At 54.9% G+C, this 13,987-nt stretch carries 14 protein-coding genes and 5 pseudogenes; 9 read left to right on the top strand and 10 right to left on the bottom strand.

Translation table 11 applies throughout. From position 1 onward, the window contains the following. Positions 1-28 precede the first annotated feature (28 nt). The 5 genes and pseudogenes from mobH to BLL36_RS31340 all read left to right on the top strand — a co-directional run. The gene (gene mobH / locus BLL36_RS22465; protein WP_076953641.1) at positions 29-1,750 is read left to right on the top strand and encodes a MobH family relaxase; all 1,722 of its coding nucleotides are present in this window, start codon (positions 29-31) and stop codon (positions 1,748-1,750) included. A gap of 41 nt (positions 1,751-1,791) precedes the next feature. Then, positions 1,792-2,434 (top strand): annotated as a pseudogene (locus BLL36_RS22460) (phage integrase central domain-containing protein); the annotation flags it as partial. A gap of 6 nt (positions 2,435-2,440) precedes the next feature. After that, positions 2,441-2,806 (top strand): annotated as a pseudogene (locus BLL36_RS22455) (YfjI family protein); the annotation flags it as partial. Further along, the gene (locus tag BLL36_RS22450) at positions 2,790-3,149 is read left to right on the top strand and encodes a hypothetical protein (RefSeq protein WP_076953639.1); all 360 of its coding nucleotides are present in this window, start codon (positions 2,790-2,792) and stop codon (positions 3,147-3,149) included. The pseudogene BLL36_RS22455 and the gene BLL36_RS22450, both read left to right, overlap by 17 nt. Next, positions 3,127-3,246: pseudogene (locus BLL36_RS31340) on the top strand (integrase domain-containing protein); the annotation flags it as partial. The gene BLL36_RS22450 and the pseudogene BLL36_RS31340, both read left to right, overlap by 23 nt. Here BLL36_RS31340 and BLL36_RS31985 read toward each other — a convergent pair. Then, positions 3,244-3,810 (bottom strand): annotated as a pseudogene (locus BLL36_RS31985) (IS110 family RNA-guided transposase); the annotation flags it as partial. The pseudogenes BLL36_RS31340 and BLL36_RS31985 sit on opposite strands and share 3 nt — an antisense overlap. A 377-nt stretch (positions 3,811-4,187) precedes the next feature. Between BLL36_RS31985 and BLL36_RS22440 the strand changes: the two are divergent. Together BLL36_RS22440 and BLL36_RS22435 are read left to right on the top strand one after the other, a co-directional pair. Continuing rightward, entirely contained in the window at positions 4,188-4,673 is a 486-nt protein-coding gene (locus BLL36_RS22440) for a YbaK/EbsC family protein (protein ID WP_076953637.1), read from the top strand. A 1-nt stretch (position 4,674) separates the two neighbouring features. Then, positions 4,675-5,340 (top strand): HAD family hydrolase, encoded by a 666-nt coding sequence (locus BLL36_RS22435; protein ID WP_076953635.1) that lies wholly within the window; start codon positions 4,675-4,677, stop codon positions 5,338-5,340. Positions 5,341-5,447: 107 nt separating this feature from the next. Here the strand turns inward: BLL36_RS22435 and BLL36_RS31745 are convergent, their stop codons facing one another. The 5 genes and pseudogenes from BLL36_RS31745 to BLL36_RS22425 all read right to left on the bottom strand — a co-directional run bounded on the left by BLL36_RS31745 (position 5,448) and on the right by BLL36_RS22425 (position 8,598). Further along, positions 5,448-5,657, bottom strand: coding sequence for a hypothetical protein (locus BLL36_RS31745; RefSeq protein WP_165448120.1), 210 nt, complete (start codon positions 5,655-5,657; stop codon positions 5,448-5,450). 149 nt (positions 5,658-5,806) lie between these two features. Beyond that, a pseudogene (locus BLL36_RS31740) lies at positions 5,807-6,205 on the bottom strand (methyl-accepting chemotaxis protein); the annotation flags it as partial. A 161-nt stretch (positions 6,206-6,366) separates the two neighbouring features. Next, positions 6,367-6,498 (bottom strand): hypothetical protein, encoded by a 132-nt coding sequence (locus tag BLL36_RS31735; RefSeq protein WP_267903542.1) that lies wholly within the window; start codon positions 6,496-6,498, stop codon positions 6,367-6,369. Positions 6,499-6,699: 201 nt separating this feature from the next. Beyond that, positions 6,700-7,329 (bottom strand): cache domain-containing protein, encoded by a 630-nt coding sequence (locus BLL36_RS31730; protein WP_165448121.1) that lies wholly within the window; start codon positions 7,327-7,329, stop codon positions 6,700-6,702. Positions 7,330-7,464: 135 nt separating this feature from the next. After that, entirely contained in the window at positions 7,465-8,598 is a 1,134-nt protein-coding gene (locus BLL36_RS22425; protein ID WP_076953633.1) for an alanine racemase, read from the bottom strand. A gap of 96 nt (positions 8,599-8,694) precedes the next feature. Between BLL36_RS22425 and BLL36_RS22420 the strand changes: the two genes are divergently transcribed. After that, the gene (locus BLL36_RS22420) at positions 8,695-9,600 is read left to right on the top strand and encodes a LysR family transcriptional regulator (RefSeq protein WP_076953632.1); all 906 of its coding nucleotides are present in this window, start codon (positions 8,695-8,697) and stop codon (positions 9,598-9,600) included. Between the two features lie 54 nt (positions 9,601-9,654). Further along, a complete protein-coding gene (locus BLL36_RS22415; protein WP_076953631.1) occupies positions 9,655-10,281 on the top strand; it encodes a helix-turn-helix transcriptional regulator in 627 nt (208 codons plus the stop codon). 7 nt (positions 10,282-10,288) lie between these two features. Here the strand turns inward: BLL36_RS22415 and BLL36_RS22410 are convergent, their stop codons facing one another. The 4 genes from BLL36_RS22410 to BLL36_RS22395 form a co-directional block, all read right to left on the bottom strand. Next, positions 10,289-10,984: an RraA family protein gene (locus BLL36_RS22410; protein WP_076953629.1), complete on the bottom strand. Its 696-nt coding sequence runs from the start codon at positions 10,982-10,984 to the stop codon at positions 10,289-10,291. Between the two features lie 45 nt (positions 10,985-11,029). Continuing rightward, positions 11,030-11,416 carry a RidA family protein gene (locus BLL36_RS22405; RefSeq protein WP_076953627.1) on the bottom strand — a complete coding sequence of 129 codons (387 nt, stop codon included), beginning with the start codon at positions 11,414-11,416 and terminating at the stop codon, positions 11,030-11,032. A 61-nt stretch (positions 11,417-11,477) separates the two neighbouring features. Then, entirely contained in the window at positions 11,478-12,626 is a 1,149-nt protein-coding gene (locus BLL36_RS22400) for an asparaginase (RefSeq protein WP_076953625.1), read from the bottom strand. 28 nt (positions 12,627-12,654) lie between these two features. Further along, positions 12,655-13,923 carry a dicarboxylate/amino acid:cation symporter gene (locus tag BLL36_RS22395; RefSeq protein ID WP_076953623.1) on the bottom strand — a complete coding sequence of 423 codons (1,269 nt, stop codon included), beginning with the start codon at positions 13,921-13,923 and terminating at the stop codon, positions 12,655-12,657. Positions 13,924-13,987 lie beyond the last annotated feature (64 nt).

The raw sequence follows: 13,987 nt of genomic DNA, 5'->3' as shown, positions 1-13,987 counted from the left end.
CTGACCCAACCACTTCCCGGAGGTCACGATGCTCAGTCTGTTTCGCCCCAAAAGGCAGAAGCCCCCGCCGCCGACCGTGAGCGTCGCCGAAGGTTACCTGCCCATCGAGTCGGCCCACAGCTTGTTAGCCGCGGAACACCGCCGTCAGTTGCTCGATCGCATCTGGCAGTACACCGCCCTCTCTCACGCGCAGTTCACCCAGTTCTATTTAAATCCGATCCATCGCTACGCCGAACAGGTCCAGCAACTCCCGGCCAGCGAGAATCACCACCATGCGTATCTCGGCGGCATGCTCGACCATGGACTGGAACTGGTCGCTTGCAGTTTGAAACTGCGTCAGTCGTATCTGCTTCCCACCGGTGCCGCGCCTGAAGACCAAGCCGCCCAGACCGACGCCTGGTCCGCCGGCATCGCCTACGGTGCCCTGCTGCATGACATCGGCAAGATCGCCGTGGACCTGCAGGTCGAGCGTCAGGATGGCCGTCTTTGGCATCCTTGGCACGGCCCCCTGGATCAGCCCTACCGTTTTCGCTATGTCAAAGGCCGCGACTACCACCTGCACGGCGCCGCCGCAGGCTTGCTCTACACCCAAATTCTCGACCGACCTATCTTGGACTGGCTCAGTGGATTTCCATCCCTGTGGGCCTGCCTGCTGTATGTCCTGGCGGGCCAATACGAACGTGCCGGCGTGCTGGGAGAATTGGTCATTCAGGCCGACCGGGTCTCCACCGCACAGAACATCGGTGGCAACCCGAACAAGGCGCTGCAAGCGCCGATTCATTCGCTGCAACATCACTTGATCAGCGGACTGCGTCATCTGGTTCAGCACGAACTGAAACTCAACCAGCCAGGTGCCGCAGCATGGCTGACCCAGGACGCGCTGTGGCTCGTCAGCAAGACGGTCACGGACAAGCTGCGAGCCTATCTGCTGTCGCAATCGATTGAGGGCATTCCCTCGTCCAATATCGCGGTGTTCGACGAACTGCAGTCGCATGGGTTAGTCGAGTCTACCCCGGAAGGCAAAGCCATCTGGACCGCTCTCGTGACACAGGGAAACTGGAAGCAGAGCTTTACCTTTCTGCGCCTTCAGCCGGCGTTGATATGGGGGAACGAAGACCGCCCCGAGGCTTTCAGCGGAACGTTGAGCGTGGCAGCCGATGACCACTCGACTGACGCTCCGGCATCACCACCAGGGGCTAAGACTGCTAGTACAGGATCGCGTCAAAGCTCCTTTTTACCAGATCCCATAGCGATGGAAGATGCCGACTATCTCGGAACGCTACTGGATATGTTCGACTCGGCAGAACCTGAGGTTCGTGAAGAACCGTCAGAAAGCGCTCTCGGAATTTCAAATCCCACTTCGGACAACCCTGGCCAGGCATTCCTGAATTGGGTCAAGGAAGGCATCCTAAGCCACAAGCTGATCATCAACGAGAGCAAGGCCAAGGTGCACACCGTGAGCGGTTTGGTGTTTCTGGTAACACCGGGACTTTTCCAACGCTACGCGCAGGAGTTTCCTGGTATCTCTCAAGGGGCCGATCGAGAGATTGAAGAATGGCGTTGGGTGCAGAAGCAGTTTGAGAAGCTGAAGGTTCACAAAAAGCGAGACAACGGTCAGAACATCTGGGTATGCCAAGTGCAAGGCCCGAGGAAGAAAACCACCTTGAAGGGGTATCTGATTGAGGTGCCAAAGCTATTTTTTGAATTGCCCCCTCCCGATAATCCTTTTCTTAAAATCAAAAAAAATTAAATTTTCGAAGTGGCCCATATGTCGAAGATTGAGAGGCTACCAGCGGTTCGACGATGCTGTGGAATTTCAACTACCGCGAGCCGGTAACCAAAAACCGTATCAATATGGGGCTGGGCACGTACCCAGAGCTGTCACTAGCGAACGCCAGGAAAAAAGTGGTTGAAGCGCGCGAGCTGCTTGCACAAGGCATTGATCCCAAGGTGCAATGCAACGCACAGGACGAAGCCAAACGAGCGGAGACGGAACATACGTTCGAGAACGTGGCCACCGCCTGGTTCGAATTGAAGAAGGACTCCGTCACGCCGGCGTACACCGAAGACATTTGGCGTTCGCTCACGCTGCATGTATTTCCAGATCTAAAAACAACGCCGCTCTCGAAAATTACCGCACCGATGGTCATCGAACTGCTTCGCCCAATCGAGGCCAAAGGCAGCCTCGATACAGTGAAGTGACTGAGCCAACGGCTCAACGAAATCATGACCTACGGGGTAAACTCCGGGCTGATTTTCGCTAACCCCCTCAGTGGTATTCGTCCGAAGCGCTTACAACCGAGCTGACTACATCGAGCGTCGGCGTCCGATGATGGCTTGGTGGAGTGAGCACATCCAGAAAGCGGCCACTGGCAACCTGTCGGCATCTGCGATCAATCAAACCAGGGGCCACAACGTCGTGCCGATACGGTGAGCGCTCAAGGCCGCGGCGAACGTACTGCGCATCGCGGGTGTATTGGCCATGGTTGAAGAGGCCAGTGCGTTGGACAAAGGACACATCCAGCGCGCCTCCACGTTGATGGATTACTACCTGGCCGAGATCCAGCGCCTGACCGAACAGGAGCCAGACAATAGCCGACGCGAAGAGGCGGATCGGCTGTTGCGCTGGCTGGTGCAGAAAGGCTGGACCCACTTCAGCATCCGCGACGTCAATCGCAACGGTCCTCGTTTTGCCCGCAAGAGCGCTGACCATACCGCCTCTTTATTGGTCGTACTGATCACGCATCGCTGGCTGAGCAGTCGCGATGGAAGAACCTTCGAGGTACGCCATGTTCCGCCTCAATGACGCGGTGCGCCGCTACCAAGCGCAACATCAACCGCAGCCAGAATCGCGGCGTGTCGCCACCTCTGTCGCCACCCTGTCGCCACGCCCCAGGCCAGAAACGACGCGGGTTGTCGCCACTGTCGCCGCTATCGCCACACCACACCTGGAGCCTGCCAACATCGCCCTGCTGATCGAGCAACTGCGTGAGGAAGGGGCGCTGCTGCAACACCGGGAGAACGTCCTCCTGATCCGCCCGACACACTGGCAGCAGATGGACAGGCTCAGCCCCCACTGGAAAGCCTTGCTGCTCTTTCTGCAAACAAACGAAAACGGTGATGATGATGGCCTTGGTCGGTCTGCGTGAGGGTCGCAACTTTGGCTATGGCCGCCAGCTGAGCTACGCCGTCCCACAAGCACTCAAGGATCTGTTTGCCGGCGGCCACTTCGCCACGGTCAAAGCGTTGAATCTGGCGGTAGAGACGCATCACCAATCTCTTGAAACGCAATGGAACCGGTTGCGGCGGATTGTCGAGCAATGTCGGTACACAGTGTAGCGCAGCGACACCAACAGGCAGGCTGATCCCGAATTCCAGCAGAAAACCATGAATCTGGGTGGTCGCGACGGTGCGCTGGCTAATCAATGAATCGCGGACACAATGCAGGGCTGAAAGCGTTTGCTGCTCTGCGGTTTTGATCGAGCAGAAGCGCATGGTGGGGCGGCTCGCCGCCTCGCAAATCGCTTCGGCATCAATGAAGTCGTTTTTGTTGCCTTTGACGAAGGGTTTGCCGTACTGCGAGGCAATCAGCTTCACCTCATGGCCCAACGCACCGATCTGTCGAGCCAGCCAGAGGGCGCCGCCGCAAGACTCCATCACCACCGTGCAGGCCGGCAGTTGGGCCAATGTGCTGAGCAATTAGCCGCGGTTGGTTTTTTTGCGCAACACCTGATGACCTTTGGCGTCCTGGCCATGCAGGTGGAAACTGTGTTTGCCGATGTCGATACCGAGAAACGTCATCGTGTTCATGAGAGATCCTCCGCCGAAAACGAGAAAAGCCCTGCAAGCGTAAACCTGCAGGGCTTCTCGGTCAGGCTGACCATCTCATTAAACCTCGGGCGACTCAGACCACAGCTTCTACACGGGTTTCGGCGTCAGATGCAAAAGCCCAGCGGATTGTATGTGCTGTGTCAGCGGTCTCTTCTGAAACCATCGCATCTCTCCGGCTGCAGCTATGGCTGCCGAGTAGTGCAGTAATGACTTGCAAAGGGACTAATGAGACTCAATAGTCATAGCCCGCATCGCTCTTGCTCATGATACGGACACTATGTCCATAAGTTGACAAAATGTCATTATAAGCCCTACATTTCGTACTTATGCAAGATCCTCATTTCCGGTGTGCCGTAATGAACACTCATACGCGACTTATTGACCTACTCAACGAGACCTCCTGCCGATTCCGGCTTAACAACCATTCAGCCGCAGGTAAGTCATTCGAAGTGGCCGCCGCGAGGGGTACAGAAGTCGGACAAGGTGCCAAAGCCTTGGTGTGTTCAGCTATTTCATCCGAAGGCGATCGGAGCCTGCTGCTGGCAGTGATGCCAGCTGATCAAAAGCTCGACTACAAGCGGCTGGCCCTGGGCTTAGGTATGAAGAAGGTCAAGATAGCAGAGCGGTCAGTAGCTGAAGACGTCACTGGTTGTCAGATTGGCGCCATCCCGCCGTTTTACTTTGCTCCCAGCCTCGAACTAGTAGTGGATCCGGAACTGCTCATCCGATACTCGGAGATTGCATTCAATGCTGGAAGCCTGGAAACGTCGATGGTGCTCAGTTCCGAAGACTACATCCGGGTAGCGAAACCATTTCTTGTGAAGATGATTGAGCAAGCCTGACGTGCATATATTCTTCGATTGTGATGGAACGCTTGTGGATAGCGAATCCCTGGCGTACAGAACCTTTCAAGCGATCGCTGCGCAGCATCTGGGCCTGTACGTTAGCCTCGATATTTGGTGCGAGCAGCTATTGGGTCATAGTCGGAGTCATTGTTTGGAATTTCTCGAACAATGGTACGGAGATAGCTTGCCTGTAGAGTTCGCGCAACTACTCGCTCGTACGCTGCGCACGGCGTTGGAGACGGAGCTTCAACCCATTGCCTGTGCTGTAGACGCCCTTCGAGACATTCCATACCCCAAATATATTGTCTCGAATGCGAGCCAGGCACATGTTGACTTCGTGCTGGGCAAGGCAGGTATCGATCATTGTTTTTCCCGTGTATTCAGTGCAGACCAAGGGAAGCACGCGCCTAAACCAAAACCTGACGTATACCTCAATGCAATGGGGACGTTGCGTCTGAGCCCCATAGAGTGCGTCGTTGTGGAGGATTCCGTACCAGGCGTACTTTCCGCAAAGGCAGCCGGGCTCTTCACCATCGGGCTGTCAGCGCAGAGCAGCTACGCGCTGCTCAATGGCGCCGGAGCAAACATTGTCGTGCAGTCTATGAATGAACTTCCTTGGGCTCTTTCAACAAAGCTCAGACATCAGTTCTCGCACAGAAGTTGATTACAAGATCGAGTGTTGGCTGAAGCCTCTTTCGAAAATGACATCGCTCGCCGCTGTGAGTTTTATTCACAGTGGCTTTTCTGTTGATGGAAGACGTTACTCAACCACTAATACTGAAAGCCACGCACCAATTCTTGTAGTCGTGCAGCTTCCTGCTCGAAAGCCCGACATGCCAAAAGCGCAGCAGCGAGATTGTTGACGCTCTGCTGATTGAGGGAATTGATCTCGAAGATTTCCTTGTTCAGCGTCTCTACCACTGCAGTCTGTTCCTTCGTGGCCGCGGCCACCGACTGAATCTGGCTATCGATTCCGCTCATGAGGTGAGTGACGCTTCCTAATCTCATGCCTGCCTGCTCAGCTACCGTAACACTTTGCCTACTCTGCAGCTGGCTTTCCTGAATCAGTGCGACAGCATCATTGTCTGCAGCTCCTCGATCATCTGCTGAATCTGCTGGGCCGAGCTTTATGTCCTGCTCGCCAACGAACGTACTTCGTAAGCCACGACTGCGAATCCGCGGCCCGCTTCCCCAGCTCTTGCGGCCTCGATCGCGGCATTCAGGGCGAGTAGATTTGTTTGCTCAGAAATGCCCCTGATTACCTCCAGAATTTGCCCTATGTTCGCTGCTTTTCCATTCAGCGCTTCGATATGCGAGCAGCTGATACCGATCTTTGTAGAGAGCGCCTGCATGGACAACAGTGCCTGGGCAAGCACCGCTTGGCCTTCTTCTCCTTGCGCACGCGCTTGGCTCACTTCTCCTGAAGCATGGGCAGCATTATGGGCGATTTCTTGAGCTGCAGTACGCAGTTGATTAATCGCCGCAGCTACACCGTTGGTGCGTTGGACTTGAACATCGGATTGCTGCATTGAAGCTTGAGAGGCATCCACGACTCGCACAGTGCTGTCATTCAACCCAGCAGTGCTGCTGGCAACGCCGCAGATTGATGATTGCACGCGAGCGACAAACCTGTTAAATGCGCTAGCCAGGGCCCCAAACTCATCATAGGCATCGAACGGAAGTCGGCGTGTTAAATCCCCTCCCCCTCTGCAATGTCGTCCATCGTTGCGGTCAGTTCGCGCAATGGTTTGAGCAACACTTGAATGAGCAACCCCAACAACACGAGGATGATGGCTACCGCCAAGATGGTCGCGATGAACACCAGGTTCCGTGATTTGGTAACTGGGGGTAGTCTTTTTGCTGATCGATGCTCAGGCCGAGAAACCATTTGACCGACGGCAGGCCTGTCACGGGAATAAAGCTCACCATGCGTTCAATCCCGGCTTGGCGCGTTGTGCTGAATCCAGGTGCTAGCGTTGTGGTGTCCTTCTGGGAAAACGCTTTTAAGATCCTTGAGCGCCCACTATGGATGGCTGCTGACCAGGATCTTGCCATCTGAGTCGACCAGAAATGCTTCTCCCAAACCACCTACATCCAGGGAGGCGAGCATATCGATCAACGTGGTCAGATTCAGATCACCTGCTACAACCCCAACCTGGTGGCCATCTCGTTGCAATGGTGTCGAGATGGTCAATCCCGACTTGCCCGTCGAGGCGAATACATAGGGGGGTGTGATAGCCGTCGCGCCGGCTGAAGTGGCCGCGATGTACCAAGGTCGTTTGCGCGGGTCATAACCTGCGGCAGGAGTGTACGCGGGTCGGGCAGTGTAGGTGCCATTCGTTTCACCCAAGAAGGTCCGGTCGAAATTATTCGTGTAGACCGTCTGGCCAAGTACTTCGACAAGCACCGCTGGTGAGCTGTCTCGAGCCAGGACTTGGACTTCGCTTTCGATCAGTTTGACACGGGCGTCGAGCCAATAGGCGATATTGCTCGCCGTGACCTTCCCCGTCTCGCTCAGCGTAGCGCGCAAACTCTGATCGATTGCGTTGCGCTGCAGATAGGCGTTGAACACTGCAAACGCCGCAAGGGCAAGGCTGACAATTACGGCCGCAACCAGCAGTATCTTATGGCTGAATTTAAGCTGCTTGCTCATTCAAATCGAACTCCATGGCGACACCCAAGTGGGTTGTAAAAAAAGAGGAAGACTGGTGGGTGCGTGGGCCCGCCAAGTCTTCCTCAAAAAGGAACCGAGGCCGATTACCGGCGTTGGTCTTCGAAAAAGCTTTTGTTACCAGCCATACAGGCGGGCCCACTGTTCAATGCTTCCGTCTCGATGCACGGCGTCATAGTTAGGGAATTGCGCACCTGTTGCGCAGGCATGGTTCGGCAAGATGCGCAGGCGTGTACCGATTGGGTATTCCGACACGACATCAATGCCAGGCAAATCAAAAGACGCGATGCCGTGCTCCTGGTTTGCGCTTCGCAGCAGCAACCCTTCAACCGGCTCGTCCTCCAGGGTACAGACCACCCCATACCCGAAATCCTTCGTCTGGGATTGGGTACCGCGGTCACGGCTCATCGCCATCCATCCCGAATCCGTGATGATCCAGCCTTTTTCTCGCTGGTGGCCAATAACGGTTGTCAGTACGCTCAACGCCAGCTCAGAAAGAGTGCATACCCCAGTGTTGTGCATGACCAAATCGAAAAACACGTACACACCTGCGCGCAACTCGGTCACACCATTTAGATCAACGGCATTCAGCGCAGTTGGCGTTGAACCCACGCTGACCTCCGGGCACGGCAGCCCGGCTGCGCGAATGGCTTCGGCCGCTGCAACGCATTCACGGCGCTCTACTTCTGCGATTGCCCGCAGTGCCTCTGGGGTATTGAGCTTGTAGCTTTCTCCGGCATGCGTCATTACGCCTAACAGAGCGATTCCGCCATGGTGTAGCGCACTAGCTATTTCAACCAAGGCGGGGGCGTCACTACGGACTCCCGAACGGTGATGGTCACTGTCAATTTCGATGTACACGTCGAAACTGCAGTCTCGGCTTCGAGCAAACTCTACGATGGCCTGGGCACCAACGAGGCTATCAATGATGATCTTGAGTGAGCAGCCGGCGCTGCGTAATGCCCAGGCTTTGCTTAGCTTTGAGGGAGCGATAGCAACTGCATAAAGGATGTCCGATATGCCCTCTTTAAAAAATGTTTCAGCCTCCTTGAGCGTTGATACCGCGATGCCTGCCGCTCCCGCGGCTATCTGCGCTTGTACCACTTGCAGGCATTTCGAAGTCTTCACATGAGGACGCAAGCGGACCCCGAGCTGATCTGCCTGGAGTTGCATGCGAGTTATGTTGCTTTGCATACGGGCAATATCGATGAGTGCTGCTGGGGTGTTGAGAGTTTCGAGCATCGGGCTCACAGTCTGATCTCCAACTAGGTGAATGGATCTAGGAATCTACGTGCATTCGAAAATTATTGATTAACGCTTGGTAACTCTTACGTTAAGATTTACTACATGATTACCTTCCCAGACCTTCAATTGATCGCCACGATTTCTCGCTCGAAATCGCTGAGTGATGCAGCTCGAAATCTCCAGGTGTCACCACCTGCGCTCTCCATGCGGCTAAGAAGGCTCGAGGCGGATCTTGGCGTTCGACTGGCGAGTCGAGATGCCCGCTGTTTACGCCTGACAGAAGAAGGTGAGCGGCTCGCCGATGAAGGTCTGCGGCTGCTTGAACAGTTGGAAGAACTGTCGGATTCGATGGAGTCATCGGATGGTGACCTCCGAGGCAACATCAGACTTGCCGCGCCTTTTGGATTCGGCAGGCTACGCATAGCACCACTGATGGCCCGTTTCGCAAAACTGCACCCGTTGTTGAAACTGGAACTTGATCTGCGTGAGTCGCCTTGGACTGCTCGCCAGAACTGTGATGCCGTAATACAAATCGGCCCTATCAGCGACAGCTCCTGGATAGCCCAAACATTGGCGGCTAATGAGCGCTGGCTATGCGCTTCCCCCTCATACTTGAAGCAGCAAGGAATACCTCGGCACCCCGATGATCTTGGCAGGCACCGCTGCATCTCGATTCGCGAGAATGATGAACTTGCTACGGCCTGGTATACGCGTAAGGGGAGCCAGAAGGTCACTTTGCGCATATCGCCTGTTATGGTGACCAATGATGGAAGTGTGGCCCGCAGGTGGGCAGAGCAAGACTTAGGGCTCGTGCTTCGGTCTGAATGGGACGTCGCTGATGCAGTTGCCAGCGGCGCTCTAGTGCGGGTACTGGCTGACTGGCAATTCGAATCAGCCCCGATCCTGTTGCTCGTTCCAACCCGAAAACAACGTGCCAGAAAGCTGCAAGCGCTTTGCTCGTTCCTAAGCGATTCAATGGGCGCAGCAGGCCGACGTCTCCGTAGCTGAGCCTTCTCTGTTCTCTCAACCACCGCTTCAATGAAAGGCTGGATGATCTGAAACATGAAAAAAAGTACCCCTGAGCAACAAGCGCTAATCAGCCAACTCGAACAAATCGCCGAAGGGCTTAGTAAAACCTTCAGTCCGTTCTGCGAAGTTGTGCTTCATGATCTTCGCGATCCCAGCCATGCCATTCTTGCGATTCACAACAACCTCTCCGGCCGGCAAGAAGGTGACCCTGCAACCGAATTGGGGCTGGCCAGGATCGCCGATCCTGCCTACCCCCAAGTCATTGCCAACTACCCGAACCAGTTCAAGGATGGTCGGGCAGCTAAAAGCACATCCATCGGTATCAAGGATTCGACGGGGCGTTACGTCGCGGCCCTATGCATGAACATCGACCTGACTGTCTTCCGTGGTTTGCAGGTAACGCTTGAGCAGTTCGCATCCTTTGGCGGTGATCGGCCAGATGAGTCTCTGGAAGCAGCTACCGCGGACGCAATTCGTGCCCGGATCGATCAATTTGCGGCCAGGATCTCAACGACCCCGAGGGCGCTCAAAACTGCTGAGCGCCGTGCATTGCTGCAGGAGCTGAAGGATGCAGGCCAGTTGGAGGTTCGAAAGTCCATGGAAACGATAGCGTCCTATCTTGGCGTTTCGCGTACCACTGTCTATGCCGACATCAAGTAGCAAGGGATCAAAGGGGACATCCCTTGCTGCGCAGAATCGCGTTGAAGCGGTCAGGATCGAGGGTATTGTCCTCAATAGCCTTGATGATTGAAGCCTCGCGCTCAAGCAGCTCAACGCTGCGCTGATGCACCGTTTCGAACTGATTGGCGGATAAGCTCACTACGCCGTCTGAATCCCCAACCACCAAATCGCCCGGATTGACCACCAGGCCTGCGCAAGATACGGGGACGTTGATTTCCCCTGGGCCATCGGTACTCGGTCCCCGATGAACGCAACCGAGTGCATAAACTGGCATGCGGCCGTCCAGCCAGTCATCACTATCGCGCAGTGCGCCATTGACGATGATGCCAGCGATGCCTGCTTTAATTGCCATGGCCCGCATGATTCCACCGATGAGAGCTCGGGTCTGGTCGCCACTTCCGTCAATCACCAGGATGTCTCCCGGCTGAACGAGCTGAATCGCTTTCAAGGTCATCAGGTTGTCGCCGGGGCGAACCCGAACGGTCACTGCGGAGCCGATCATTGTGCCGCGACCGTGATAAGGTCGAAGTCCCAAGCCTCCCACATTGCGGCCAAGGCAATCGCTGATAATGGCAGTGGGTATGTTGCTGAACGCATCGATCCAGCGGGCTTCGACTCGACTAGGGATCGTGTTGATTGCGTAGCCTGATGGCCAACCTTTGGTTGAGGACACAGTTAACATTCGGCGCTCCAAGTTGGAAAAAGCTTTACACCTATCAGCGATCACTTACGACCGATTCGCGTCCTTCGCTACTGCCTCGATTTCCACCAGGTATCCGTGGTGAAGTTCAGGAACCGGCACTACGGCTCGAGCCGGACGGTGATCGCCGAGGACTTCTGCGTAGAGCTTGTCAAAGGCGGGCCAATGCTTGACTCCCGCGACATACACGGTGACTTTCACCAGGTCATCCGTCGTGCAGTCTGCAGCACTCAGAATTGCCAGGAGATTGTTCAAGGTGATTCGCGTCTGCTCGGTGAAATCGGCTTGCAGGTTGTGAGTGCCGTCAGGACTGACAGGCAATTGGCCCGAGATATAGAGCGTGCCCTGATGGGCGATAGCCTGCGAATAGTGCCCGGCAGGTTGAGAGGCACGTTCCGTCTTGATGATATTCATAGGGGTCTAGCCTCGACAGCGAACGGAAGCCAGCCATGCAGAGGCCGGCCCCGATTTGAATTTACTTGATGGAGGAAAATGCCTGCTGGACTTGGGCAGGATCGGTGATGCTATTTGCAACTAGCAGTTGGACGAGAATGCGCGACTTCTGTGGACTCAGATCCATCGAAGCAACAAAGCCGCTCTTCTGATCATCGATCTCAACGTCACGGTTCACATATCCATGAGCTACCCGTGTCGAACGCACTACCACAATGCCTTTCGCGGCAGCCTTCTCAAGCGCAACTAGTGCTTCCTTTGAGGCGTTGCCATCACCCAGGCCGGCCAGAACAATGCCCTTGGCCTTGTCAGCTATGGCATGTTCTATTTGATTGGTGTCCATGTTGCTGTGGCCATAGATGATCTCCACCCGTGGCAGATTGCCGTCTTGAGGCAAGCTCAGTGGTTTACTCAGTTCCACAGGACGCTGAATGAACCGAACATGTCCCATGTCCACATAACCTACCGTGCCAATGTGTGGCGATTGCATAGTCTGAAGACTGGTTGTGTCGGTCTTTGTGACGTCCCGTGCGCTCTCGATGGTGTCATTCATCGCCACCAATACCCCGCGCCCTGCGGACTGCTTGTCCGTTGCAACCTTCACAGCCTGGTAAATATTGGCGGGGCCATCAGCACCCAGCGCGGTCGACGGACGCATCGAGCCGACCAGTACCACAGGCTTGTCAGAAGCAAGTACTTGGTTGAGGAAGAATGCGGTTTCCTCCATGGTGTCCGTGCCATGAGTGATTACCACCGCATCGGCCTCCTTATGATCGAAGGCCTGCTTGATACGTTTCGCGAGTTTGAACCAGATAACATCATTCATATCTTGCGAACCGATATTGGAGACTTGCTCAGTGGAAATACGGGCCAAATCACCAATACCTTTTACCGAGTCGACCAGTTGCTGCGGAGTAATTACACCGGAGGTATAAGCCCCTTCATTCCGTCCGGTTGCGGCACCGGCAATTGTTCCACCGGTAGTCAAAATCAGTACTCGCGGCAAGCTGGCCTGGCTCACCGTAGATGGGTTATTCATGCCTTTCTCCTGCGCACCCGCATAATGCGGATATGCGAAACTACCAAAAATCAATGCTGCCAGTAGCGAGACTCGGAAGGTACGAGCGTACAACGAGTTGTTGTTCACACCTTGCAATTGGTTAGCACGCATGAAAATTGATCCTCTTTATTGTTATTGATCAAGCTGCTTGAGTTACAGTGCTGTGCTCTTCAGAGAGCTCCGCGACTTCACTATGTTTGCCAATGACAGCTGCTGCGACACCGCAACCGAATACGTTGGTTGCTGTACGAGCCATGTCCAGAATGGGATCAATTGCCAGGATCAGGAGCAGGCCGGACTCAGGCAGGCCGACCATGGGAAGCCCGGCAGCCAGCACCACCAGCGATCCACGAGCTACGCCAGCAGTACCTTTGCTGATGACGAGGAACGTCAGAAGAACCAGTACCTGGTGCATGAAGGTCATTTCGATGTTGTAGGCCTGGGCTAAGAACATGACGATGAAGGCCTGATACATCATCGAGCCGTCGAGGTTGAATGAGTAACCCAAAGGCAGGACGAAGCTGCTAACTCGCTTGTTAGTACCAAAGGCTTCCAGGGCAGCAATGTTGCGAGGATAGGCGGCTTCGCTGCTCGCGGTGGAAAATGCGATCAGCACTGGTTCACGCAAGTGTTTGAGCAATACCTTGAAGCGTTGACCCAGACCGATGTAACCGGCAGTGCAGATCAGCGACCAGAGAATGGCGAGTCCGAGGAAAAACTCGGCCACCAACTTGCCGAAGCTTACAACCATGTCCAGGCCGTGTACGGCAATAGTCGACGTGATGGCGGCTGCCACAGCCAGAGGAGCTACGCACATAACGTAGTCGGTCACTCGGAACATCACGCTGGCCACTTCATCCAGGATTTCAATAATCTTGGTATTGCCGGTTTGCCGCTTCACGAATGCCAAGGCGCAACCGAAGAAAATTGAGAACACAACGATCTGGAGCACTTCGTTGTTGCCCATCGCTTCGATGATGCTCTTGGGGAAAACGTGCGAAAGGAAGCCAGCGAGGCTGAATGCCGCAGTATTGAGGCCTGTCGAGCCTGTAGGCTGATTATCCACCCTCATGTTAAGGCCAACGCCTGGCTCGAAAATATTAGCCAACACCAAGCCAATGCCCAAGGATGCTACCGAGGCTACGAGAAACCAGCTGATTGCCTTGAAGCCAACCCGGCCGACAGAGCCACCACCAGCCATACTGGCTACACCTCCTGCCAATGTGGCCAGGACCAGCGGTGCGATAACCATTTTGATCAGGCGCAGAAATACGTCAGTGACCATGTTCAGGTATCCCGACAAGGTTTTAATCGAGTCAGAATCAAGTTGCGAATGCAATACAGCGCCTAGCGCTAGGCCGATAACCATTGCGGAAATAATGGCGCGGAGCAGGATGCGGCTTTTCATATCCACCTCATTTTTATAAAACCAGAATTGTTTTTATCTGGCATGTTGTTAGGTAGTAATCGTA

Origin of the sequence: Pseudomonas cedrina subsp. cedrina, assembly GCF_001983175.1 — a bacterium.
Taxonomy (GTDB): domain Bacteria; phylum Pseudomonadota; class Gammaproteobacteria; order Pseudomonadales; family Pseudomonadaceae; genus Aquipseudomonas; species Aquipseudomonas cedrina.
Note: the sequence above shows the minus strand (reverse complement) of the source record. Positions and strands in the feature narration are given on the sequence as shown.